This is a genomic window from Hymenobacter fastidiosus (assembly GCF_039539565.1).
In the GTDB taxonomy this organism is placed as follows: domain Bacteria; phylum Bacteroidota; class Bacteroidia; order Cytophagales; family Hymenobacteraceae; genus Hymenobacter; species Hymenobacter fastidiosus.
The window spans coordinates 1-21,996 of record NZ_BAABDJ010000038.1 but is presented as its reverse complement, the minus strand read 5'-3'; the positions used below and the strand labels follow the sequence as shown (position 1 = coordinate 21,996).

Genomic DNA, 21,996 nt, shown 5'->3' with positions numbered 1-21,996 from the left:
TCAAATGGAAAAAATAGTAGTACTTGCAATTATTTCAGCACTTGTTGCATTATTTGGTAGAAACCGCAAAATCGGATATGGCTGGAGCTTTGTTCTTTGCCTTTTTCTATCGCCAATTATCGGAGTAATAATAATTCTATTTTCAAAAAAAGTTGACTCCGTTGACTTTGTAGATGTAAAAAAAGAAAACGAACAAAACTAAAGAACTATGAAAACAACAGGAATTGTAATACTTGTAATTGGTTGCCTTTCTACACTTGGAGGAATTATGAGTGCAATCGTAGGACGGCAACCAAATTTTGCGGGTGTGACATTTATAGTTTTAGGTGCATTTTTAATTAGCCGCGCTAACAAAAAGAAAGAAGAAGCGGACAAGAAAAAGCAGTGGGAACAAGGTACTAATGACGACAAGCAATAGAAAGTTAGCTCATGACAGCAGCTACAAGAAATTGGCGGTTTAGTGGTTAAATGAAGATTTGTGCTTCGTGTCAAGTTTTGTGGTGGCAGACAGTTTAGTGCTTCGAAATTGCCAACTTCTTGTAGCTGCAAACCGTAACGCCTAAACCAACTAGCCTCAAAACCCAAACGGCCCCCGAATCCAGCTGGATTCGGGGGCCGTTTGCATGACAGCGCAAAAGGGCAGAACGCTACTCCGTCACCGTCACTTTCTCAAACTGGCGGGCTTTGCCGGGCAGGGTTTTGTGCTTCTCCTTGCCCAGGGCCGCGGACGGCTCGGGCACCCAATGGTGGCGGCCACCGGCCCGCTCATCGTTGAAGGTGACCGGGATGTTATCGGCGGCGGTGCGCTCCTTCCAGGTGACGTGGGCCGTGCCGTCGTCGGTGCGGTCCATGGTGATGCAGTCTTCCACGGGGCAGACCAACGAGCACAGGTTGCAGCCCACGCAGTTGGCCTCGATGATTTCGGGGACGCGGGTGCCGGCGTTGAGCCTGATGGCCTGGTGGGCGCCATCCTCGCAGGCCGTGTAGCAGAGCTGGCAGCCGATGCACTTTTCCGCGTGGATGTTGGCCGTCACCTTATATTTCATGTTCAGGTCTTCCCAGGGCAGCACGTTGGGCAGGGCCTTACCCACGAAGTCGTAGATGGTGTGGAAGCCCTTATCCACCATGTACTGCTCCAGGCCGCTGGTCATCTCGCGGATGATGCCGAAGCCGTAGTGCATGGCCGCGGTGCAGACCTGCACCGAGGAGGCCCCGAGCAGGATGTGCTCCACGGCGTCGCGCCAGGTTTCGATGCCGCCGATGCCGGAGATGGGCAGGCGCACGTCGGGGTGCTGGGCGCAGTTCTTGAGCATGTTCAGGGCAATGGGCTTCACGGCCGGGCCGCAGTAGCCGCCGTTGGAGCCCTTGCCGTCCACGATGGGGTAGGGGGCAAACAGGTCCAGGTCTACGCCCACGATACTCTGAATCGTGTTGATGAGCGAAATGGCGTCGGCCCCGCCGCGGCGGGCGGCCATGGCGGGCTCGGTGATGTCGGAGATGTTAGGCGTGAGCTTGACGATAACCGGAATCCTGGCCACTTCCATCACCCACTCCACGATGGTCTGGAGCACCGCGGGCTCCTGGCCCACGGCCGAGCCCATGCCCCGCTCGCACATGCCGTGGGGGCAGCCGAAGTTCAGCTCGATGCCGTCGGCCCCGGCTTCCTGGCTCTGGCGCACGATGTCGTGCCACTCCTGCCGGCTCTGCACCATGAGGGAGGCAATGACGGCATGATTCGGGAAGCGCTTCTTGACTTCCTCAATCTCGCGCAGGTTGTCGGCCAGGGGGCGGTCCGAAATCAGCTCGATGTTGTTGAAGCCCATCATGCGCTTGTCGCGGTAATTGACGCTGCCGTAGCGGCTCGACACGTTCACGACGGGCACGCCCAGCGTTTTCCACACCGCGCCGCCCCAGCCCGCGTCGAAGGCTTTCATCACCTGGTAGCCGGAGTTGGTCGGCGGCGCCGAAGCCAGCCAGAACGGGTTCGGGGACTTGATGCCGGCAAAATTTATGGAGAGGTCGGGCATGGTTGATTTTTTAGGGGAACGTCATTCCGAGCGCAGCGCAGCGGAGTCGAGGAATCTCGCGTGGCGTCGTTGTTGGATAAAGAACGTCATGCTGAGCGAAGTCGAAGCATCTCTACCGCTTCGTTGGATTATCGTTGCAACGAAGCGGTAGAGATGCTTCGGCAGGCTCAGCATGACAGTTACTTTGGCAACATCAGCACGCGAGATTCCTCGGCTGCGCTCGGAATGACGTTCTGATTATTTGCGGGAAAGGTATTCGTGAATGCCGCGGGCGGTGGCTTTGGCTTCGGCGGCGGCGTTGACGACTTCCGCGCCGCCGTTGCGGGCGTCGCCGGAGGTGAAGTACTGCGCGTTGGTGGTCTGGCCCGTGCGCTCATCGGCCACGATGCGGCCTTTGGCGTCGGTTTGCAGGCCCGGAATCAAACTCAGAAACTGGGTTTGCTTGGCCTGGCCGGTGGCTTTAATCACCATGTCGCAGGGTTCGATGAACTCGGAGCCGGGCACGGTCTGCACCTGGCCCTCGTGCAGGGCGGTGCGGATGAACTTCACGCCTTCAACCTTGCCGTTGCCCATGATTTCGACCGGGGCCACGTGGAACAGGCCTTTCACGCCTACGCCTTTGGCCAGGTCGTACTCAAACTCATACGCGCCCATGTCGTCCTTACCGCGGCGGTAAGCCAGAATCACCGAGTCGGCGCCCATCCGCGACGATTCCGAGGCGGCGTCCATAGCCGTGTTGCCGCCGCCGAGTACGATGACCTTGCGGCCGACGGCGGTGCTGTGGTGGTTCAGGCGCAGCTGCTCGATGAATTCCACGGCGCCCACGCAGTTTTCGCGCTCCTCGCCGGGCAGGCTCAAAGCGTTGGTTTTGCCCAGGCCGATGCCCAGGAAAATGGCGTCGTACTGGTCTTCCAGCTTTTGCAATTCCTCCCGAGAGCTTATGGGCGAGTTATAGGTAACGGAGTAGCCGAACTGGCTTTGCAGGTAGGCCATTTCGGCCAGCACTTCCTCGTTGGTGATTTTGTAGGGCGCCACGCCGTACACCGTCAGCCCCGAAGGCTGGGCTTTGGCTTCGAACACGTTGACCTCGTAGCCCAAAGCGCGCAGCTCGCAGGCGCAGGAAATACCGGCCGGACCGGCGCCGATGATAGCGACTTTGCGGCCGTTGGGGAGGCCGGGCGTAAACAGCGGCTTTTCCTCGTCCATGGCCTGGCGGGTGGCGAAGCTCTGGAGCCGCCCGATTTCGATGGGCTTCACGTCCTGCAGGTTGTACACGCAGGCGCCTTCGCAGAGCACTTCCGTGGGGCACACCTTGCCGCAGGCGTTGCCGAAGTAGTTGGCCTCGTAGATGGTGCGGGCCGCACCGGTGTCGTTGCCGGTGTTGATCTGGCGGATGAACTGCGGAATGTCGATGCCCGTGGGGCAGGCCTGGATGCAGGGCGCGTCGAAGCAGAACAGGCAGCGCGAGCTTTCAAACAACGCCTCGGAGCGGTTCATCCGGGGCTTGATCTGGGCAAAATTCGCCTGGAATTCCTGCTCGGAAGTAGGAGTAGAGTATTCGGCCATTTTTTGGTTTATGGTTTATGGTTTTTGGTTGGTGGGATCTGGCCAGGCAGGTGTTGCCCGATTACCAAAAACCAAAAACCAGCCTACAGCTCCACCAGCTTCTCGTAGGTCTCCGGGCGACGGTCGCGGAAGAACTGCCAGGTGTTGCGCACTTCCTCAATCAGGTCGAGGTCGAATTCGGCTACCAGCAGCTCGTCGTGGTCTTCGGAGGCCTGGGCCAGGATCTGGCCGCGCGGGTCCACGAAGTACGAGGTGCCGTAGAATTTGCCCAGGTTCCAGGGCTTCTCGGTGCCGACGCGGTTGATGCAGCCCATGAAGTAGCCGTTGGCCGCCGCGTGGGCCGGCTGCTCCAGCTTCCAGAGGTACTGCGAAAGGCCGGCTACGGTAGCCGAAGGGTTATACACGATTTCCGCGCCGTTCAGGCCCAGTACCCGGGCGCCGTCGGGGAAGTGCCGGTCGTAGCAGATGTAGACGCCTACTTTGGCGTACTTGGTCTGGAACACGGGGTAGCCCAGGTTGCCGGGCCTGAAGAAGAACTTCTCCCAGAAGCCCGAAGTGTGGGGAATGTGGTTCTTGCGGTACTTCCCCAGATAGGTACCGTCGGCGTCAATCACGGCCGCCGTGTTGTACAGAAAGCCCGCCGACTCCCGCTCGTACACGGGCACAATCATCACCATGTTGTACTTCCTGGCGTACTCGGCCATACGGTCCGTAGTGGGGCCGGGCACCGATTCGGCCGAGGCGTACCAGGCTTTGTCCTGGCCGGGGCAGAAGTAGGGGGTGTTGAAGATTTCCTGCAGGCACAGAATCTGCACGCCCTGGCGGCCGGCCTCCTCAATGAGCGGAATATGCTTCTGCACCATGGCTTCCATAATTTCGGCAATCGTGCCTTCGCCTTCCGTCATGGGCAGGCTCATCTGGATCAGGCCGGATTTAATAATTCTGGGCATTGGGGAGAGGAAAAGGGCTGGGGGGAATGAGTTTGAAAGTCGATGGGTACTAGAGCTAGAAGCTGGTTCCCCTCCTTTTTTAAGGAGGGGCCAGGGGTGGTAAAATCGTTGGGGGGCCTAGTAGTTCTAGCTCTAGTCAACCACCCCGCCCTTCGGGCACCCCTCCTTGAAAAAGGAGGGGAATTTTCTAGCCTTAGCTTTTAAAAAGCCGTAACGCCGCGCCTGATGAACTTACCGTAGCCGCGGCCGACCTTGGTTTGGCCGCCGTCCACGGCTACCTGGCCGCGGAGCAGCACGGTGTCGATTTTGCCGGTCAGCTCCCAGCCTTCGTAGGCCGAATAGTCGACGTTCATGTGGTGGGTGGCGGCCGAAATCGTGTGCTTCTTCTCGGGGTCGAAGACAACCAGGTCGGCATCCGCGCCGATGCTGATGGTGCCTTTGCGCGGAAACATGCCGAAGATCCTGGCGGGGTTGGTGCTGGTGACTGCCACGAACTTCTGCAGGCTGATGCGGCCCTTGCTCACGCCCTCCGAAAACAGCAGCTCCATGCGGTGCTCGATGGCGGGGTGGCCGTTGGGAATCTTGGAAAAGTCGTCCTTGCCCACGAGCTTCTGCGCCAGCATAAACGGGCAGTGGTCGGTGCCCACCACCTGCACCAGGCCCTGGTTGATGCCGGCCCAGAGCGTTTCCTGGTCCTTCTTCTCCCGCAGCGGCGGCGACATGACGTACTTGGCGCCGTTGGCCTCGTCCTCGTAGAGCGAGGCGTCGAGCAGCAGGTACTGAATGCAGGTTTCCACGAACACCCGCTGATTCCGCTCCGTAGCCCGGCGCACCTGGTTTAAAGCGCCCTCGCAGGTCAGGTGCACGATGTAGGCATTCACGCCGGTGTAGTTGGCAATGTCGGCGAAGCGGCCCGAGGCTTCCGACTCGGTGACTTCGGGCTGGGAGAGGTAGTGGTAGAGCGGCGTGAGCTTGCCCTGGGCGCGGTGCTGGGCAATGAGCGTGTCAATCATGTCGCCGTTGGTAGCGTGGGCCGTGACCAGGGCGCCGTGCTTTTTCACTTCCTGCATCAGCCCCACCATCTGCGCGTCGTCAATCATCAGGGCGCCCTTGTAGGCCATGAAGGTCTTGAAGGACGTGATGCCCTCGGCCACCATGTCCTTGATTTCCTCCTTCGTGCCGGGGTTGAAGTCCGTCACGGCCATGTGGAACGAGTAGTCGCCGACGGCCGTGCCGGTGGCGCGGCCCTGCCATTCGGTGAGGGCCTCGCGCAAGCTGTGGCCCTGCTTCTGGAGCACGAAGTCGATAACGGTGGTGGTGCCGCCGTGCAGGGCGGCGCGGGTGCCGGTTTCGTGGGTGTCGGAGCTGAAAGTGCCCATAAACGGCATGTCCAGGTGCACGTGCGGGTCGATGCCGCCGGGCACGATAATCTTGCCGGTGCAGTCGATGACTTCCGCGCCGTCAGCGGCCAGCTTCCGGCCGATGGAGACGATGGTTTCGCCCTCGATGAGGATGTCGCACACGCTGTCGGAGTCGGCCGTGACTACGCGGCCATTTTTAAGCAGTAAAGATGCCATCAAGAACGAGAGAGTGAGGAAGTTATAGCTGGAAAAAGTAGCGTTTTTCGCGGTCGAAAGCAAGCTGCCAAACCTGAAATCGAGCAACAGAAAGGGCGGGGCTAGCGCTGCATAGAACGTCATTCCGAGCGAAGTCGGGGAATCTCGCGTGCTGACTTCCGCATGGTAATCCAACGAAGCGGTAGAGATGCTTCGCGGGGCTCAGCATGACAATACCATTGCCCGCGAAATTCCTCGGTCTCTGCTTCATGCGCAGAATGCTCGGAATGACCGTTCTAGTGTTATCGTGTTAGTGCACGTACTCGTCGGCGACGCTGAGGGCCTGGGAAATAATGTCCAGACCTTCGTCCAGCTCTTCCCGGGTGATATTCAGCGGGGGCGCGATGAAGATGTAGTTCCAGCGCACGAAGGTGTACATGCCCAGCTCCTTGATTTTGGCCATTACCTTGTTCATGATGTCCATCTGGCTGGGGGCCGCGTTCCAGGGCGCCATCGGCTCCTTGGTAGCCCGGTTTTTCACCAGCTCGATGCAGCCGAACAGGCCCGTGTTGCGCCAGTCGCCGATGCTCGGGTGGCGGGCCATCATTTCGCCCATCCGCTCGTCGAGGTGCTTACCCATCCGCACGGTGTTTTCGAGCAGGCCGTCTTCCTCGTAGATGTCGAGCACGGCCACGGCGGCGGCGCAGGAAACCGGGTGGGCCGAGTAGGTCAGGCCCAGCGGCAGGGGCTTGTCGTCGAAGTGGTGGGCAATGGTGTCGTCGACCATTACCGCGCCCAGGGGCAGGTAGCCGGCGGTGATGCCCTTGGCCATGCACATGATGTCGACTTTCACGCCGTGGTGGTCGGAGCCGAACCACTTGCCGGTGCGCCCGAAACCCGACATCACCTCGTCGGCAATGAGCAGGATGCCGTGCTTGTCGCAGATTTCGCGCACCCGCTGCCAGTAGCCGGGCGGGTACTTGATGCAGCCCGAGGTGCCCGACTCGCCTTCGAGCACAATGGCCGCCACGCTGCCCGGATTCTCGTAGCCGATGATGCGCTCCATGGCGGCGGCGGCGCGCTGGGCGCACTCCTCGGGCGTGGCGCTGTGCCAGGGGCAGCGGTAGAAATACGGGTTTTCGACGTGCACCACGTTGGGCATGGCCTGGCTGTCGACGGCGAACTTGCGCGGGTCGCCGCCCAGGCTCATCGCGCCGTAGGAAGCGCCGTGAAACGACTGGTACAGGGCCATAATCTTATGGCGGCCGGTGTACACCCGGGCCAGCTTGATGGCGTTTTCAATGGCCTCGGCCCCACCCAGCGTGAAAAAAGCCTTGTTCAGGTTGGCCGGGGTAATTTCCGCCAGCCGCTTGCCCAGGTCGCCGCGGGCTTTGGTAATCATGCCGGGATACACGTAGCTCAGCGCCCGCATCTGGGCCGTCACGGCCTCGGTCACGCGCTGGTCGCCGTGGCCGATGTTCACGTTCATCAGCTGGGACGAAAAGTCGATGTAGCGCTGGCCGTCCCGGTCGTAGAGGTACACGCCCGCGGCCCGCTCGGCGCTGATCGGGTTCAGCCCCGTCTGCTTCGACCAGGAGAAAAGCGTGTGGTCGAGGTTATCCCGGAGGATCTGGTCCTTGTCGGTTTCGGTGTAGGTTTCCATGGTGTGCAAGCGTTGCGCCTCACCCCCTAGCCCCCTCTCCGAAAAGGAGAGGGGGACTAGATTCTAGTTTTGGACTAGACAAAAGTGGAGCAGGCTGATGTATTTAAATTAGTAGTCCAGGACCGGAAGTTAGAACAAGTCCCCCCCTCTCCTTTTCGGAGAGGGGGCTAGGGGGTGAGGCGAACGTATGGACCGTCCGCTTAGCTCATCCAGTTCACCCGCGACTCCGGGTTCCACTTGGTCGTGGTTTTCTTGAGCTGGGTCCAGAACTCGATGGAGCTTTTGCCGGTGATGTCGCAGGCGCCGAACTTCGAGTCGTTCCAGCCGCCGAAGGAAAACGGCTCCCGGGGCACGGGCACGCCGATGTTGACGCCAATCATGCCCGCGTTGGCGTGGTCCATGACGTAGCGGGCGCTGCTGCCGCTGCTGGTGAAGACGGCCGCGGCGTTGCCGTAGGGGTTAGCGTTTTCGATGGCCAGCGCCTCGTCCAGGGTGGTGGTGCGCATGATGGCCAACACCGGCCCAAATACCTCTTCCTGGGCAATGCGCATGTCGGGCGTCACGAAGTCGATGACGGTGGCGCCCACGTAGTAGCCGCCCTCGTGGTCGGCCACGGTGGCGTGGCGGCCGTCGAGCAGCACTTTGGCGCCGGCGGCTTCGGCTTCGGTAATGTGCTTTTCGATGCGCTCCTTGGCCGCCTTGCTGATCACCGCGCCCAGGTTGTGGCCCGGCACGATCTTGCGGGCTTCTTCCACAATCTTGGCCACGATGCCATCCACCGCGCCCACGCCGACCATCGTCGAGCCGGCCATGCAACGCTGCCCCGCGCAGCCCGACATGGAGGCCGCCACGTTGGAAGCCGTCATTTCGGGGTGGGCGTCGGGGAGTACCAGCAGGTGGTTTTTGGCCCCGCCCAGCGCCACGCAGCGCTTCAGGTTGGAAGTAGCGCGGATGTAGACCACTTTGGCAATGGCCGTGGAGCCCACGAACGAGACGGCCTGAATATCCGGATGGTCGCAGATGGCTTCCACGATTTCCCGGTCGCCGTGCACGATGTTGAGCACGCCGTCGGGCAGGCCGGCTTCCCGGAGCAGCCCGGCAATGCGGCCGGCGCTGAGCGGCACTATCTCGGAGGGCTTCAGAATCATGGTGTTGCCCAGCACCAGCGCGTTCGGAATGGTCCAGTGGGGCACCATGTTGGGAAAGTTGAAGGGCGCAATGCTGGCCACTACGCCCAGGGGTTTGCGCTCCACGCGGGCTTCCACGCCCTTGCTCACTTCCAGAAACTCGCCCTGAATCAGCTGGGGCAGGGAGCAGGCAAACTCGGTCAGCTCAATGGCCTTTTCCACCTCGGCGCGGGCTTCGTCGTAGGTTTTGCCGTTTTCCTCGCGCACCAGGTCGGCCAAGGCCTGCATGTCGCGCTCCAGCAGGGTTTTGTAGCGGTAAAAAATCTGCACCCGCTCCTTGATGGGCGTAGCCGACCACGCGGGGTACGCGACCTTGGCGGCCTGCACGGCCCGGTCCAGCTCGGCGGCCCCCGACAGGGGCAGGATGGATATAATTTCCCCCGTCAGCGGGCTTTCCACGTCCATCGTCCGGCGCGTCTGTTCGTCTTCAAACTGACCGGCGACGTAGTTGCGCACAGCCGGGTATTTTACTGTTTGGACTTCCATGTTACGTTTGGGTTAAGTCTCGCAAGTAAGGGGTTTCCATAAAACAACCTAACGGCCGGGCTCTTTTTCTTATAACCAAAGTAAGTACTTACCCACCATTTTAAGCGACTGACTGTGAAAAGAGCAGGTGGCAGATGCTTTGGGAAGATTTAGGTTGTTCGGCTCAGGTAGTATAAATGAAACTTGCCTCAGCGGCCGGCGAGCCACAGTTGGAGTGGTAAGACCCGAATTTGCGCCGCGGCGAATAATGCTATTTAGCTAATAGACCTAGTCCCCAATACCAAAACATCCAAAAAATAGAACGGTCATGCTGAGCGAAGTCGAAGCATCTCGCGTGGCGTCGTCTGATTACTATGAACTTGTTTAGGGTTCCGGTTTTTTCGTCGTTTGTCATCCTCATCTGGCGTCCGCTTGCGAAGGACCTTCTCACGACTGCTCATTTTGGCCTAATTCCAAGTGGTACGGACGTGATAAGGTCCTTCGCAAGCGGACGCCAGATGAAGGATGACAGCTTTTTCGAAACCCTAAACAGCCTCTATGGCAATGACTGCCCGCGAGATGCTTCGACTTTGCTCAGCATGACCGTTCTATTTAGTATTTGGGAACAACTCTAATGCCGATGACGACGACACCCGGCGGCCAGATGCTCAGCGGAAGTGAATTGTTGCCCCGGACTCAACGAAAGCAGCCGGCCACCCTCCTGGGTAGCCGGCTGTTTTATGGCGGTTGAAAGGGAGCCCGCTAGGGCCGCTGGATAGTGGTGCTTCGCAGAAACTCCCGGATCTGCTGCTGCCACGCCGCCGGGTAGCGGTGCCAGTACGGCTCGTGGCCCACGCCGGGGAAGTAGCACCGCTGCCTGGGGCCGCGCAGAGCGGTAAAGATGCCGTCGGCTTCCGGCCGGGTGACGCGCTTATCAGCAAGGCCATACAGCAGCAGCGTGGGCGTGGTGATCCGGCGGGCGTAGCGCCGGGCATCGTGGCGGAAAGCCCAGAAGCCGTTTTGGACGCCGCCCCAGAATACCAGTAGGTTGGCCAGCGGGAAGGCGGGCACGCCCATCGCCCGAAACCGGTTCCGGGCCGTTTCGAGCATGCTGCCGTACGGGCACTCCACGATGGCGGCGGCGGGCCGCACGCCCAGCTCCGCTTCGGCCCGCAGAATAGCCACGGCGCCCATGCTCACGCCGTACAGCACCACGGGCGCCGCGGGCTGCTGCCGGGTCAGAAACCGGAAAGCGGTGGCCACGTCGTCGGCTTCGCGGTAGCCTACGGTGCAGCGGTAGCCGGCCGAGTTGCCCGCCCCGCTCAGATCCACCAGCAGCACGGAATAGCCCAGGGAGCGGAAAAAGCCGGCTTCGGTGAGCAGCTTCGATTTGTCGCTGGTGTAGCCGTGAAACAGCGCAACCCGGCCTTTGGGCGCGGCCACGGTACCGTACCACATTTCCAGCCGGCCGTTGGGGCTATCCAGCGCCAGGGTTTCGTAGGGGAAAACCGGCCCGCCGGAATTAACGGGTTTGGGGTTAGCAACACCCGTAAGCAGAAGACTCAGCTTAGCCGGCCACGTCAGCCTTTCCGGGCTGGGCGTACGCGGGCCGGCTTCGGCGCTGAAGTGCGTGAAATGCCAGGCGTGGTTGAACGCCAGGAGGTTGACGAGCAGGAATAAGCCGAGCAGAATCAGCCCAACCCGCCGTTTCACCGGGGCCGCGAAGGCCGGCCAGCCCCGGATTTGCCCGCTGGCCCACCCGACTTACCGGCCGGGCCGGGTTTGCCACCGGCGGGCTTGTCCCCGGCTGGCTTGCCTCCGGTGAGTTTGCTCCCGGTTGGGCGGCTGCCCGTGGGCTTGCTGCCGGGGCCGGATTTCGGACCTGCGCTGCGGCTGCCGCCAGCCTTGCTGACCCCGAATTTGCCCGCGCCGGACTTGCCACCCGCGGCCGGTTTGCGCGAGTCGCCGGAAGGGCGGATGCCGCCGGGCCAGAAGCCGCCGGAATTGGCCGTGCCGGGCGTGCGGGCCCCGGATTTGAAGTCGTTTGGCCCCAGCACCTGCCCGGCGGTGAGTTCCTTGAGGTCTTTGATTTCGTCGGACGTCAGGTCGCGCCACTTGCCCGGGGGCAGGCCGGCAATGCGCAGGTCGGCAATCTGCACCCGGATCAGGCGCAAGGTGGGGAAGCCCACGGCGGCCGTCATCTTGCGCACCTGCCGGTTCATACCCTGCGAGATGGTGATGCGCAGCCAGGCAGTCGGAATGTTGGCGCGGAAGCGTACCGGCTTGCTGCGCTCAGCCACGGCCACCGGCTCGGGCAGCAGCTCGGCCTCGGCCGGGGCCGTGAAGCCGGTTTTGATGTCGACGCCGCGGCGCAGCTGAGCCAGGGCTTCCTCGGTCGGAATACCTTCGACCTGCACCCAGTAGGTTTTCGGAATCTTAAAGCGCGGCTCCGACAGGCGGTGCTGCAGGGGCTTGTCGTCGGTGAGCAGTACCAGTCCTTCACTGTCGTAGTCGAGGCGGCCGACGGGGTAGACGTTGGGCACGTCGACGAAATCCTTGAGCGTGGCGCGGCCGTTTTCGTCGGTAAACTGGGTGAGGACTTCGTAGGGCTTATGGACGAGAACGTAGCGCATGGGCTGGGGGAAAGGAGGTAACGCGAAGTTTTACTTCGCGAAATCGTTGAACGGATTGGTGGCGGCGGGGCCGGGGCGCGAAGTGGAACCTCGCGTTACTACTTAGCGGGCTTCATCACCAGCTGCACCACTTCCCGGTTGGCATACACCACAAACTCGCCACTGTCGCGGGTGATGCGGCCGGTTTTGGTTTGCTCCTGAAAGGCGTGGTGTACAAAGGTGCCGATTCTGACTGAGTCCGGCTGCTTCACGGGCCGGATCAGCGACGAAGAATCAGCGACCTGAAAGAGAGTGGCCGCGTAGGCCGCCGAATCCCGGCGGGTGTAGGGGCGCAGCACAAAGCGGCCGGCGCGGTAGTCGCGGGGTTCATCCATCCGCGCGCCGGCATATTCCGACACGGCTGATTTGGCCTGCTTTTCGAGGCCCGGCTGGCAGCCGACGCAGAGAGTGAGAAGCAGCAGGGACGATAAGACGGGGAATATCATGCGGTAAAATGCGGAAGCGAAGGATACCAAGGCGGCAGGCAAAGGTACGAGGCTTGCACGCTTCCCCGATCATTCCTATCGCATGAGTCAGAAGCATCTGATCCGAGGTGGTTTTTTTGGCCATTCGTAGTCCTTAACCAACACCCTTGCTTATCTCTAGGTCAAGCGGTTTGGTCATTCATCAAGGGGAGATCCTTATACACAAGGGGTGCGGTTACCAGGACAAACAATCCGAACAGCGCCTGGTCAAACAACGTCAGCGGCACCATGTGGGGAACGGGTGGGCCAAAATAACCGGCCAAATAGACGGCGGTATTAACGCTGATGTCGGAAACCATAATGGCTAGCGTGAGCCAGAGTCCAGCCTTGGGCCGCCACCACAACAACACCGCCGCGAGCGGGTCCAGCACCGTAAGGGCGTCCCAGTAAAGGCCAATAGCGAGGGGAACCGGGTACGCCAAAAACCCTTTATGCACTAATCCCCGGGCGTGGGTGTAAGTGCCCACCAGCAGGCAAATGGTGTACACGAGCAGAATAATCCGCACTGTTTTTAAAGAAACAGCTCCGGCCACTGGACTTGTCGGCATACTATCAGGTGGGAAATGAAAGCAGGTACGCTCTATGCTCACGCCGCTGACTGCGGGTAATGCGTGACTATAGCCGGGCAAAACGCCGGGCAGAAAGTATTTCCTTAAATCCCCCCCAAATACTTCCGCGCGGCCCATTCGGCCGTTACCAGGGCCAGGAGCAGGAAGAACAGCCATTTCAGGTTAATCAGATCCTTCAGGTCTTCCTGACTGTAGATGACGGGCTTGGCGTTGGCTTGCTGAATATCCTGGGTGAGTTGGGCAAACTGGCTGGGATAATACAGGCGCGAGCCGCTGCGGCGGGCCAGCTGGTAGAGCAGGTTATGGTCGGCGCGGGCGTCGAGGGTTTCCAGCTGCTGCTCCTGCACCAGCACTTCCCCGACGTCCTGCTGGGCTTGGCCGCCGAGGGTGGCGCGGGCAACGTAGCGGTACACCCCGCCGGGCAGGGGCCCGAGGTGGAGCGGAGCCCCGTCCTCGTTGTTGGTGAAGGAGAACGTGCGCGCCTTTTTCTGCTCGTCGGTGAGCGTAAGCGTGATTTGCTGGTTGTAGATGCGCTCGAAGATGGTGTTGTAGGTTTCGGCCCCGAAGGTCACGTCGTCCTGGGTGCTGAAGGCGTCCTGGGTGGGGTACACGTCGAGGCGCTTCTTGTTGGCGTTGGCGGTAAGGAGCTGCAGCGTACGCACGATGAGGCGGTCGTAGGCTTCGGGCCGGTCGTCGTGGTCGGCGGCTTCCTGCAGGCGCCACTGCCAGCTGCCGTCGGTGAGCAGCGTGGCCTGGCGCTGGCTGGGCGTGCCGCCCATCACCAGCAGCGGCTTCTGCGTTTTCAGCCGGCCCACCTGCTGAAACAGCGCGGCTTCCGCGCCCCCGGCCAGGCGCAAATCACCAAACGGGACCGGCGCGGGCGGGTAAGCAGCAAAGCGGCGCAACGCGTCTTCCTCGAAGGTGAAGCGCGAAAAGGCCGGATTCAGCACTGGCGTCACATCATCGGTCTGGGTGCCGCGGGGCGTGATGGTCAGGCCCGTGCCGAGGTTGTTGTAGGCGTTCAGGTCAGACTGGGCCCCAATGACGTACAGGGCCGGCACGCGGCGGGCCCGCACCCGGGCCAGCACGTCGGCGCCCACGCCGCCCCGGGCGGGCAGCTGGTGCAGAATGGCGACGTCGAAATCCTGGGCCCTGAGCGGCGCGATGCCGGGCAGGTAAGTGGTCAAATCGAAGTTGTCGTTTTGCCGGATGGCGGCCCGCAGGGCCTTCAGGTCGGGGTGGGGAGCCGCGCCGGCCAGCAGCACCCGCAGCTTACCCTTCACGACTTCGAGGTAGGCGAACTTGGCGTTGTTGAGCAGGGTGAACTCGCCCGCCTGCTTTTCAATCACGATTTCGTAGCGGCGCTTGCCCGGCGCCGGAGCCGTGACGAGGAAGGTTGCTTTCTGACGACGACGACCCCCGGGCAGCTTCACGCGCTGAGTTTGCAGCACCCGGCCCTGCTCGCGCAGCTGCACCACGGCCGTGCCGCCCGCGAAGCCCTCGTAGCTGATGTCGGCTTCAATCGGGAATTTGTTGCCGCTGAAAGCGACGCGGTTGTAGGTCAGGGCCGGCAGGCTGAGGTCTTTCTTCGGCACCGTATCGCCCACGGCCACACTGTAAATCGGGAAGCTGAACTCGGAGTATACCGGGGAGCGGCCCTGGTTCACGATACCATCGGAGAGCAGCACCACGCCCGCCAGATTGCGCCCGTCGTAGCCCTCCTTGATGCCGGTGAGCAGCTCGTCGAGGTCGGTAGCGGGGGCCTGGAAGCGCAGCGAATCGGGGCGGGGCGGGCGGCGGGTGCTCAGGGTCCGGGTCTCGACTTTAAAGCCCCGGCCGCGCAGGGTTTCGGCCAGCTGCTGCAGACCCGCGGTGGCTTGCCCGAGTACCGCGGCCGGCGTAAACAGCCCCACCGACTGCGAGTCGTCCACGGCCAGCACGATGGTCGGCTGCTCGGTGGTGGTGGTCGTGGTTTTCAGAAAGGGCGAAAGCAGCAGGAAGCCCAGAAAGCTCACCACCACGAAGCGCAGGGCGGCCAGCGCGTAGTTCAGGGTCTGGCTCCAGGGCGCTTTAGCCGAGTACAGCAGCGCCGCGTAGCCCGCGCCGGCGGCCAGGCACAGCAGAATCAACCAGGGAGAAGCAGCGACAGAGATCAAACGAAGAGAATAGCGGGTTAGAGGACTAATAACCCCGGGGCGGGACCGGGGGTTGCGGGGCGAAGGTACGCAACGCGGCCGCACGGTTGCCTCCCCCTGCCAGCGCGGGGCCTAGGGGATGAGGCCGGGCATAAGGCTGCACAGCCGCGCAATTTCCAGCTCCTCATTGGTGGGCACCACCAGCACCCGCACCCGGCTTCCGGCCGCCGACAAATCCCGGATTCCCGGCGCCCGGCGGCTGTTTTCGGCTTCGTTCAGCTGAATACCCAGGAAATCCATATTCCGGCACACCAGGCGGCGCACCAGGGGGTCGTTTTCGCCCACGCCGCCCGTGAAAGCCACGGCTTCGGCCCCGTTGAGGGCGGCCAGGAAGCTGCCCAGGTACTTTTTGATGCGGTAGGCGTAGAGGTCGTAGGCGAGCTGGGCGCGGGCGTCGCCGGCTTCGAGCAGGCGCGTGATGTCGCGCATGTCGCTGTGGCCGGTGAGGCCGAGCATCCCGCTTTCCTTGTTGAGCAGGTTTTTGACCTCTTCCAGGGAATAGCCCAGCTGTTCGACCAGATGGAAGATGACGGCCTGGTCGGTGTCGCCGGCGCGGGTGCCCATCACCAGGCCGTTCATGGGGCCGAAGCCCATGCTGGTATCCACGGCGCGGCCGGCTACGGTGGCGGCCATGCTGCAGCCGTTGCCCAGGTGAATGGTGATGACGCGGGCTGCGGGCTGGCCGAGGTAGCGCAGCGTCTCGCGGCTCACATACTGGTGGCTGGTGCCGTGGAAGCCGTAGGCCCGCAGCCCGTGCCGGGTGTAGAGCTCCTCGGGCAGCGCGAAGCGGTAGGCGTGGGGCGGCAGCGTGCTATGGAAAGCCGTATCGAACACCGCCACCTGCCGGGCCCGCGGAAACAGCTGTTCGGCCACCTCCATACCCAGCAGGTTGGCCGGGTTGTGCAGCGGGGCCAGCGGAAACAGGTCCCGGATTTTCGCCTTCACGGCCGCCGTTACCAGCGTCGGCTCCCGGAATTCCTCGCCGCCGTGCACGGCCCGGTGGCCCACTATCCGCACGTCGGCCGGGTCGGGGAGTACGCCAATTTCGGGGTCGGTGAGCAGGCGCATGGCTTCCTCCAGGCCGGTGCGGTGGTCGGGGATGGGCAGGGTGCGGCGCAGGGTGTGCTCCTGGCCATCGGGGGCCAGCGTGGTGTGCGTGAGCTGGCCGTCGGGCAGGCCGATGCGCTCCACCAGCCCGCGGGCCAGCGGCTGCTCCTGGGGCCAGCGAAACAGTTGGTACTTCAGCGAGCTGCTGCCGGAATTGATGACGAAGATGTGCATGGGGGTGGGGCTGCTCTTAACTTGGGTCAGTCGTTGTTTTAGTTATTTAACTTGTTTTATAAATAAAATATCTTATAATTATGATATAGTGATTGGTGAATAGCCCCGCCAAAACCATGCTGCAGTTGAGTTGACCAAACGGGGAGGCAAAATACAGCAGTCTGATAACACTACTTGCTCCAAGCCGGCATGAATATTTGCATCATCCAGGATCTGCTGGGGCACGGCAGTATGAAAACTGCCGAAATCTACATCCATGTGGCCCAACACACCCGCCCGGCTTCTTCATTCGACAGTCTGGACCTGCGGCATCGCAGTAGCGGGTAGCAAGCCAATTGGGTATGCTACCCGCAAGATACTTGCGTACTAAGAGCAGATACCCGCTATTAGCGGTGCTTATGAGTAGCGGGTATCTTAATGTTAGCGGTAAGCCTGTGGATTCGTAACCTTTAACTTAATTGTCAACTAAACAAATGTGTATGAAAACTTACAAATTGGGGTTCGCATTATTTCTGGTATGCTTAATTGGGTGTAACGGAAAAAAAGTAAATACTGAGAGTGAGGGGCAAAAGGTAATGCAACTCAGTAGGGACTGGTCTAAACTCGCTGCAACTGACAGTTTGGAAAAAAACCTAAGCTATTGGGCTGACGATGCGGTATACATGTTTCCGGGACAGCCATCACTGGTTGGAAAGCAAGCAATCCGACAAATGGTTGAAAAAAGTATGAATATTCCAGGATTTAGAGTTAGTTGGGAACCTATATCAGTATCAGTTTCCGAAAGCGGGGATATGGCATATCTCCTCGAAAAAAGCCAGATAACTGTAAACGACAGTTTGGGGAAGCCAAAGACTGAATACAATAAAGCAATATCAATTTGGAAAAAGGTAAATGGTGATTGGAAAAATGTAGTGCAAATGTGGAATTCCAATCCGACAGATAAGTAGAGTAAGCCTAATTTGAAACCGGCCAGCCCACAACATGGTATTTATAAAAGACTGGCAGACGGAAGAAATTGAACTTTCGGAATTCTATTGTAACTTAATGCAGAGGCTGAACTTTTGTATTCCAAATTCCAGTCCTTCATAAATACCCCAACGTCGTTACACGAAAAGCGGCGGCAGCTTTTTTTAGCATCAGTAATTTCTCTGCCCCTGCGCCTGAATAGCCGTCAGCAGTACCGTGTTATAGCGGTTTCGCGAACGGTGTACGTCCCGGTCCGGCGGCTTTTTCAGCCGTCGGACCGATTTTCGTTAGCTGACGCTGTTCAGGCGGCATTGCGCAAGCGACGACCGGCCCGACGGCTGGCATCCGCCGGACCGGCAGCCACACCGTTCGCGAAACCGCTATATAAATATCATCCACCGTACAGCCGCGGCTCAAATCATTCACCGGCTTGTTTAACCCTTGCAGCATGGGCCCGATAGCCAACGCCCCGGTTTCGCGCTGCACGGCCTTGTAGGTGTTGTTGCCGGTGTTGAGGTCGGGGAAGATGAGCACGCTGGCCTGGCCGGCTACCGGTGAGCCGGGCAGCTTTGGCTGGCTCAGGGGCCAGCAGAGAAGTCCCTGGGGCCCGCGAAACAGTTGGTACTTCAGCGAGCTGCTGCCGGAGTTGATGACGAAGATGTGCGCAGGGGGAGAGCAGGGAAAAAGTCAGCCAACAAAAATCATAACCACCCTCAGCCTTCCTTTTGGCCGGGCATCACCTTTTTCACCAGCCGTACTATCTGGTCAATCAGGAAGCCCAGCGCGAGGCCACCGATGCCGCAGGCCAGCGCTTTGGCCAGCCAGGCTACTGCCGGCAGGGAGGCCAGGGCCTGTTCCAGGTCGTCCAATAAGTGGCTGGTGAAAGGAATGCCGTGGGCAATGATTTCGGCCCCTACCCACAGCATGGCGGCGGTGCCCACGTAGCTGAGAATCCGCAGGAAGTGCGGCATGAACTTCACGATACCGCGGCCAAATTTCTGGGTAGCGGGGCTGTCGGTATTCTCCGCCAGATGCAGACCGATATCATCTGCTTTTACAATCAAGCCCACAAAGCCGTACACGGCTACGGTAATAAACACCGCCACGGCCAGCATGACGATTATCTGGTTAACCAACGCTGATTTGGCTACCTGGCTGTAGGCAATAGCCATAATCTCGGCCGATAAGATAATATCGGTACGCACGGCCCCGGCAACCCGCTCTTTCTCCAGCTCCTCCGGGGTAATTGCCTGCATCTGCTCACTCTCGGGCTGCACCTCGGGGTGCTTGCTGAACAGGGAATGCACCTTTTCATACCCTTCGAAACATAGATACGCCCCGCCCAGCATTAAAATAGGCGTGATGGCCCAGGGAGCGAAATACCCCAGCACCAGGGCCGCCGGACTTAAAATAAGCAGCTTATTGAACAGTGATTTTTTGGCAATCTGGTAGATAATAGCCAGCTCCCGGGCGGGGTCCAGGCCCACGACGTATTTGGGGGTAACGGCCGTATCATCTATCACGATGCCCGACACCTTGCCGGTCGTTTTGGCTACCTGCGCCGGTATATCGTCCAGGCTGGCGGCACTGACTTTCACTAACGCCGAAACATCATCTAGTAAGGCAAAAAATCCGGAAGGCATAGGGTCTGGTGGGTGTTGTATTTCAGTTTGAGAGAGTGTGCTGCCTATTGGCGGTTCCGGCAGGCGGCAAGCTACCGGAAAGTATCCGAGGCCGCCGCAAAGGTAACTCCGGGCTTCAAGGGTTGCTCCTGCGGCCCGCGAAACAGCTGGTGCTTCAGCGAGCTGCTGCCGGAGTTGATGACGAAGTAGGGCATACGGGACGCCAGCATGTTCCGCCGCCTCCGGAGAAGCCATGCTGTGGCCCTTGCAGCGAATCTGAGCGGTGAAATACGGGTGCGGATACGCAGAAATAGCAAATTCGGATGTTTGCGCCTACTTTGGCAGTATGCGCGGCCTCAACAAAGTAACCCTGATCGGCAACCTCGGCAAAGACCCGGAGGTACAGGTGCTCGAAGGCAACGTGGCCGTAGCGAAATTCTCGCTGGCTACCGCCGAAACCTACCGCGACAAAAGCGGCCAGCCGCATACCAGCACCGACTGGCACAGCATAGTGCTGTGGCGTGGGCTGGCCGAGCTGGCCCAAGCGTACTTGCGCAAAGGCAGCCTCATCTACCTCGAAGGCAAACTCAAAGCCCGGCATTACGACGATGCCGCCGGGGTCCGCCATTACGTAACCGAAGTCGTCGGCGAACAGCTGTTGCTGCTGGACAAGAAAACCGGGGACGCATTGCCACCAGCCACATGAAGGCCGCCGTTTCGTTGCGCCTAACCGACGACCGTACCGGGTTCCGGGTGTTCTTTCCGTACTCTGATGCCGCCGTACGGATGGCCCTGCTGGCGGCTGGCGTACAGTACGCGGCCGCCGCGCGGGGCTACGTGCTGCCCGCCACCACCGAGGCCGTAGAGCCACTGCGGCAGGCCTGCCAGCAGCTGGGCGTGCCGCTGCACGTACCCGTGGTGCCGGCCCTGGCGGTGGCGCTGCCGCCGCCCACGGCCCACGAGGTGCTGCTGGGGCGCTATTGCCAGTTTATTGCCCTAAAGCGCTACAGCCCGGCCACCCTAAAAAGCTACCGGGCGGCCTTTCAGCAGTTTTTGGCACATTGTGCCGGCCGCCAGCCCTTGGAGCTAACCAAGCCGGAACTACTCGACTACCTGGCCGGGCGCGTAGCGGCGGGTATCTCCGAAGCCTACCAGAATCTGCTGATCAACGCCATCAAATTCTACTACGAGCAGGTGGAGGGCCAGCCCCGGCAGTACTACGAAGTGCCGCGCCCCAAGCGCCCGCTCCAAAACCCCAAAGTGCTGGCCCAGGCAGAGGTGCGCGCCTTGCTGCAAGGCACCGATAACCTCAAGCACCGCACCATGCTCATGCTGGCCTATGGCCTGGGGCTGCGCCTGGGCGAAGTGCTGCACCTGACTCCGGCTGACATCGACAGCCGGCGCATGGCCTTGTATGTGCGGGGGGGCAAAGGCAAAAAAGACCGGGACTTACCGCTGCCTGACACCTTGCTGCTCCTGTTGCGGGAGCAGTTTCGGCAGTTTCGTCCGGTTACGTTTCTGTTTGAAGGCCAGGTGCCGGGTGAGCCTTACAGCGCCCGTAGCCTTCAGCTCGTGGTAAAACAGGCGGCGGCCCGTGCTGGCATTGGCCGGCCCATTACGCTGCACATGCTGCGCCACTCTTATGCTACACACCTGCTCGAAGCTGGCACCGACATTCGCATCATCCAGGATTTACTGGGCCACAGCAGCATCAAAACCACTGAAATTTACACGCACGTTGCCCAACGCAGCCGCCCCGCCTCTCCTCTCGACAGCCTCGGCCTATGAAGCTTCGTTTATCACTGGAATTCTGGTATGATAAACGAAGGTTACTTGCGTATAGAGGACGGGTTAACGAAACTTACACCTTCGCTAACCCTAATGTTGGTGGCAAGTTAAAACGACATCACGTAACCATTAAAATTTAAAAAATGAAAGCAGTATTGATATTGGCAATTGTCATTTGGTCGACAAATACTTTTGGACAGACTCCAACAAATAAAATTAATGGTCTTATCATCAATCCAAGCAAAGTGTTAGAAAGTGACACAATCTTAAAAGTTGTTTATTCAAAAGAGGAAAATCAATTAAATAAACCAGCATTCTTTTTAAATGAAAAATTCGTACACGAAACATTATTTACTACATTAAACCCAATGCAAATAGATAGCATTAATGTTGTGAAGGACAGTATATTAATCGACAATATTCTATACTACGGACAAATTCATATAAAAACAAAAAGCAGCTATACTCTTAAATTAATTTCCCTAACTGACTTAAAGGACAAATACACAAACCTAAAAAACAAGTCTGTGGTGTTTATGATTGACGGGAACATTATTAATGCCGATTACGACAGGTATATGGTGGATGAAAATTATTTGTTGACAATCATTGTTGACAAAATTGAAAACTCAAAGGAAAAAATTAATTTGGAACTTATTAAGCTGTTGACAAAATCAGAGCAAAATATTAAAAACTCAAAAAAAATTATGATGAGAGGAACTGAGGTGGCATTGACAAAATAACCTGCCACCAACAAAAGTATTTGCAAAAGCAGGGCTGGACGTTGTTATCTTCGGCTATAGTTCGCTGTCAGCTTCAGTTTCGGCTGGGCGTTAGTAATTTGACTTTTAGTTGTTATCTTCAATTTCAGTTTTTCAATCAGCATTTGTTCCGGGCAGACGTTCAATGAATTCCCTGCCTTCGCAAATACTCGTCCGTTGCCTGCTATGTCACGACAGCGTACACAGATACAAACCAAAAATTATTTTACAAGTAATTCTAAG

General features: G+C 59.4%; 21 protein-coding genes and 1 pseudogene. 7 read left to right on the top strand and 15 right to left on the bottom strand.

Going from position 1 to position 21,996, the window contains the following annotated elements:
* Positions 1-4 precede the first annotated feature (4 nt).
* Together ABD833_RS17020 and ABD833_RS17015 are read left to right on the top strand one after the other, a co-directional pair.
* Positions 5-202: a hypothetical protein gene (locus ABD833_RS17020; protein WP_345074620.1), complete on the top strand. Its 198-nt coding sequence runs from the start codon at positions 5-7 to the stop codon at positions 200-202.
* A gap of 6 nt (positions 203-208) precedes the next feature.
* On the top strand, positions 209-418 hold the full coding sequence (locus tag ABD833_RS17015) for a hypothetical protein (RefSeq protein WP_345074619.1): 210 nt from the start codon (positions 209-211) through the stop codon (positions 416-418).
* Positions 419-647: 229 nt separating this feature from the next.
* Here ABD833_RS17015 and preA read toward each other — a convergent pair whose 3' ends face one another.
* From preA to ABD833_RS16955, 12 genes are all read right to left on the bottom strand, one after another.
* A complete protein-coding gene (gene preA, locus ABD833_RS17010) occupies positions 648-2,027 on the bottom strand; it encodes an NAD-dependent dihydropyrimidine dehydrogenase subunit PreA (RefSeq protein WP_345074617.1) in 1,380 nt (459 codons plus the stop codon).
* A gap of 237 nt (positions 2,028-2,264) precedes the next feature.
* A complete protein-coding gene (locus ABD833_RS17005) occupies positions 2,265-3,593 on the bottom strand; it encodes an FAD-dependent oxidoreductase (protein ID WP_345074616.1) in 1,329 nt (442 codons plus the stop codon).
* Between the two features lie 83 nt (positions 3,594-3,676).
* Positions 3,677-4,543, bottom strand: coding sequence for a nitrilase-related carbon-nitrogen hydrolase (locus ABD833_RS17000; RefSeq protein WP_345074615.1), 867 nt, complete (start codon positions 4,541-4,543; stop codon positions 3,677-3,679).
* A gap of 200 nt (positions 4,544-4,743) precedes the next feature.
* On the bottom strand, positions 4,744-6,120 hold the full coding sequence (gene hydA, locus ABD833_RS16995) for a dihydropyrimidinase (protein WP_345074614.1): 1,377 nt from the start codon (positions 6,118-6,120) through the stop codon (positions 4,744-4,746).
* A gap of 289 nt (positions 6,121-6,409) precedes the next feature.
* Positions 6,410-7,762 (bottom strand): aminotransferase class III-fold pyridoxal phosphate-dependent enzyme, encoded by a 1,353-nt coding sequence (locus ABD833_RS16990; protein WP_345074613.1) that lies wholly within the window; start codon positions 7,760-7,762, stop codon positions 6,410-6,412.
* A gap of 200 nt (positions 7,763-7,962) precedes the next feature.
* Positions 7,963-9,435 carry a CoA-acylating methylmalonate-semialdehyde dehydrogenase gene (locus ABD833_RS16985; RefSeq protein WP_345074610.1) on the bottom strand — a complete coding sequence of 491 codons (1,473 nt, stop codon included), beginning with the start codon at positions 9,433-9,435 and terminating at the stop codon, positions 7,963-7,965.
* 741 nt (positions 9,436-10,176) lie between these two features.
* Positions 10,177-11,127, bottom strand: a complete 951-nt coding sequence (locus ABD833_RS16980) for an alpha/beta hydrolase (protein WP_345074609.1) — start codon at positions 11,125-11,127, stop codon at positions 10,177-10,179.
* Entirely contained in the window at positions 11,124-12,047 is a 924-nt protein-coding gene (locus ABD833_RS16975; RefSeq protein WP_345074608.1) for a pseudouridine synthase, read from the bottom strand. Before ABD833_RS16975 ends, ABD833_RS16980 begins: the two co-directional genes overlap by 4 nt.
* Positions 12,048-12,145: 98 nt before the next feature.
* The gene (locus ABD833_RS16970) at positions 12,146-12,532 is read right to left on the bottom strand and encodes a hypothetical protein (RefSeq protein ID WP_345074606.1); all 387 of its coding nucleotides are present in this window, start codon (positions 12,530-12,532) and stop codon (positions 12,146-12,148) included.
* Positions 12,533-12,693: 161 nt separating this feature from the next.
* Positions 12,694-13,119: a hypothetical protein gene (locus ABD833_RS16965; protein ID WP_345074605.1), complete on the bottom strand. Its 426-nt coding sequence runs from the start codon at positions 13,117-13,119 to the stop codon at positions 12,694-12,696.
* A 104-nt stretch (positions 13,120-13,223) separates the two neighbouring features.
* Positions 13,224-15,296 carry a VWA domain-containing protein gene (locus tag ABD833_RS16960; protein ID WP_345074603.1) on the bottom strand — a complete coding sequence of 691 codons (2,073 nt, stop codon included), beginning with the start codon at positions 15,294-15,296 and terminating at the stop codon, positions 13,224-13,226.
* Between the two features lie 111 nt (positions 15,297-15,407).
* Positions 15,408-16,616, bottom strand: a complete 1,209-nt coding sequence (locus ABD833_RS16955; RefSeq protein WP_345074602.1) for an acetate/propionate family kinase — start codon at positions 16,614-16,616, stop codon at positions 15,408-15,410.
* 189 nt (positions 16,617-16,805) lie between these two features.
* On the opposite strand from ABD833_RS16955, the gene ABD833_RS16950 reads away from it, so the two are divergent.
* Both ABD833_RS16950 and ABD833_RS16945 read left to right on the top strand, forming a co-directional pair.
* Positions 16,806-16,943, top strand: coding sequence for a hypothetical protein (locus ABD833_RS16950; protein WP_345074601.1), 138 nt, complete (start codon positions 16,806-16,808; stop codon positions 16,941-16,943).
* A 152-nt stretch (positions 16,944-17,095) separates the two neighbouring features.
* On the top strand, positions 17,096-17,563 hold the full coding sequence (locus ABD833_RS16945) for a YybH family protein (RefSeq protein ID WP_345074600.1): 468 nt from the start codon (positions 17,096-17,098) through the stop codon (positions 17,561-17,563).
* A gap of 394 nt (positions 17,564-17,957) precedes the next feature.
* Here ABD833_RS16945 and ABD833_RS16940 read toward each other — a convergent pair.
* The 3 genes and pseudogenes from ABD833_RS16940 to ABD833_RS16930 form a co-directional block, all read right to left on the bottom strand.
* A pseudogene (locus tag ABD833_RS16940) lies at positions 17,958-18,152 on the bottom strand (phosphate acyltransferase); the annotation flags it as partial.
* Between the two features lie 143 nt (positions 18,153-18,295).
* A complete protein-coding gene (locus ABD833_RS16935) occupies positions 18,296-19,225 on the bottom strand; it encodes a DUF808 domain-containing protein (RefSeq protein ID WP_345074599.1) in 930 nt (309 codons plus the stop codon).
* Between the two features lie 71 nt (positions 19,226-19,296).
* The gene (locus ABD833_RS16930) at positions 19,297-19,419 is read right to left on the bottom strand and encodes a hypothetical protein (protein ID WP_345074598.1); all 123 of its coding nucleotides are present in this window, start codon (positions 19,417-19,419) and stop codon (positions 19,297-19,299) included.
* A 131-nt stretch (positions 19,420-19,550) separates the two neighbouring features.
* Between ABD833_RS16930 and ABD833_RS16925 the strand changes: the two genes are divergently transcribed.
* From ABD833_RS16925 to ABD833_RS16915, 3 genes are all read left to right on the top strand, one after another.
* Positions 19,551-19,910 carry a single-stranded DNA-binding protein gene (locus ABD833_RS16925; protein WP_345074597.1) on the top strand — a complete coding sequence of 120 codons (360 nt, stop codon included), beginning with the start codon at positions 19,551-19,553 and terminating at the stop codon, positions 19,908-19,910.
* Positions 19,907-20,992 carry a tyrosine-type recombinase/integrase gene (locus tag ABD833_RS16920; protein ID WP_345074596.1) on the top strand — a complete coding sequence of 362 codons (1,086 nt, stop codon included), beginning with the start codon at positions 19,907-19,909 and terminating at the stop codon, positions 20,990-20,992. The genes ABD833_RS16925 and ABD833_RS16920 overlap by 4 nt, the downstream gene beginning before the upstream one ends.
* Positions 20,993-21,135: 143 nt before the next feature.
* On the top strand, positions 21,136-21,735 hold the full coding sequence (locus ABD833_RS16915) for a hypothetical protein (protein WP_345074595.1): 600 nt from the start codon (positions 21,136-21,138) through the stop codon (positions 21,733-21,735).
* Positions 21,736-21,996 lie beyond the last annotated feature (261 nt).

Coding starts and splice junctions, on each gene's coding strand:
- ABD833_RS16965 (WP_345074605.1), bottom strand. CDS start 13,119: ATGCCGACAAGTCCAGTGGCCGGAGCTGTTTCTTTAAAAACAGTGCGG.
- ABD833_RS16920 (WP_345074596.1), top strand. CDS start 19,907: ATGAAGGCCGCCGTTTCGTTGCGCCTAACCGACGACCGTACCGGGTTC.
- ABD833_RS17020 (WP_345074620.1), top strand. CDS start 5: ATGGAAAAAATAGTAGTACTTGCAATTATTTCAGCACTTGTTGCATTA.
- hydA (WP_345074614.1), bottom strand. CDS start 6,120: ATGGCATCTTTACTGCTTAAAAATGGCCGCGTAGTCACGGCCGACTCC.
- ABD833_RS16950 (WP_345074601.1), top strand. CDS start 16,806: ATGAATATTTGCATCATCCAGGATCTGCTGGGGCACGGCAGTATGAAA.
- ABD833_RS16945 (WP_345074600.1), top strand. CDS start 17,096: ATGAAAACTTACAAATTGGGGTTCGCATTATTTCTGGTATGCTTAATT.
- ABD833_RS16970 (WP_345074606.1), bottom strand. CDS start 12,532: ATGATATTCCCCGTCTTATCGTCCCTGCTGCTTCTCACTCTCTGCGTC.
- ABD833_RS16985 (WP_345074610.1), bottom strand. CDS start 9,435: ATGGAAGTCCAAACAGTAAAATACCCGGCTGTGCGCAACTACGTCGCC.
- ABD833_RS16955 (WP_345074602.1), bottom strand. CDS start 16,616: ATGCACATCTTCGTCATCAATTCCGGCAGCAGCTCGCTGAAGTACCAA.
- ABD833_RS16925 (WP_345074597.1), top strand. CDS start 19,551: ATGCGCGGCCTCAACAAAGTAACCCTGATCGGCAACCTCGGCAAAGAC.
- ABD833_RS16990 (WP_345074613.1), bottom strand. CDS start 7,762: ATGGAAACCTACACCGAAACCGACAAGGACCAGATCCTCCGGGATAAC.
- ABD833_RS17000 (WP_345074615.1), bottom strand. CDS start 4,543: ATGCCCAGAATTATTAAATCCGGCCTGATCCAGATGAGCCTGCCCATG.
- preA (WP_345074617.1), bottom strand. CDS start 2,027: ATGCCCGACCTCTCCATAAATTTTGCCGGCATCAAGTCCCCGAACCCG.
- ABD833_RS16930 (WP_345074598.1), bottom strand. CDS start 19,419: ATGCCCTACTTCGTCATCAACTCCGGCAGCAGCTCGCTGAAGCACCAG.
- ABD833_RS17015 (WP_345074619.1), top strand. CDS start 209: ATGAAAACAACAGGAATTGTAATACTTGTAATTGGTTGCCTTTCTACA.
- ABD833_RS16975 (WP_345074608.1), bottom strand. CDS start 12,047: ATGCGCTACGTTCTCGTCCATAAGCCCTACGAAGTCCTCACCCAGTTT.
- ABD833_RS16915 (WP_345074595.1), top strand. CDS start 21,136: ATGAAAGCAGTATTGATATTGGCAATTGTCATTTGGTCGACAAATACT.
- ABD833_RS17005 (WP_345074616.1), bottom strand. CDS start 3,593: ATGGCCGAATACTCTACTCCTACTTCCGAGCAGGAATTCCAGGCGAAT.
- ABD833_RS16935 (WP_345074599.1), bottom strand. CDS start 19,225: ATGCCTTCCGGATTTTTTGCCTTACTAGATGATGTTTCGGCGTTAGTG.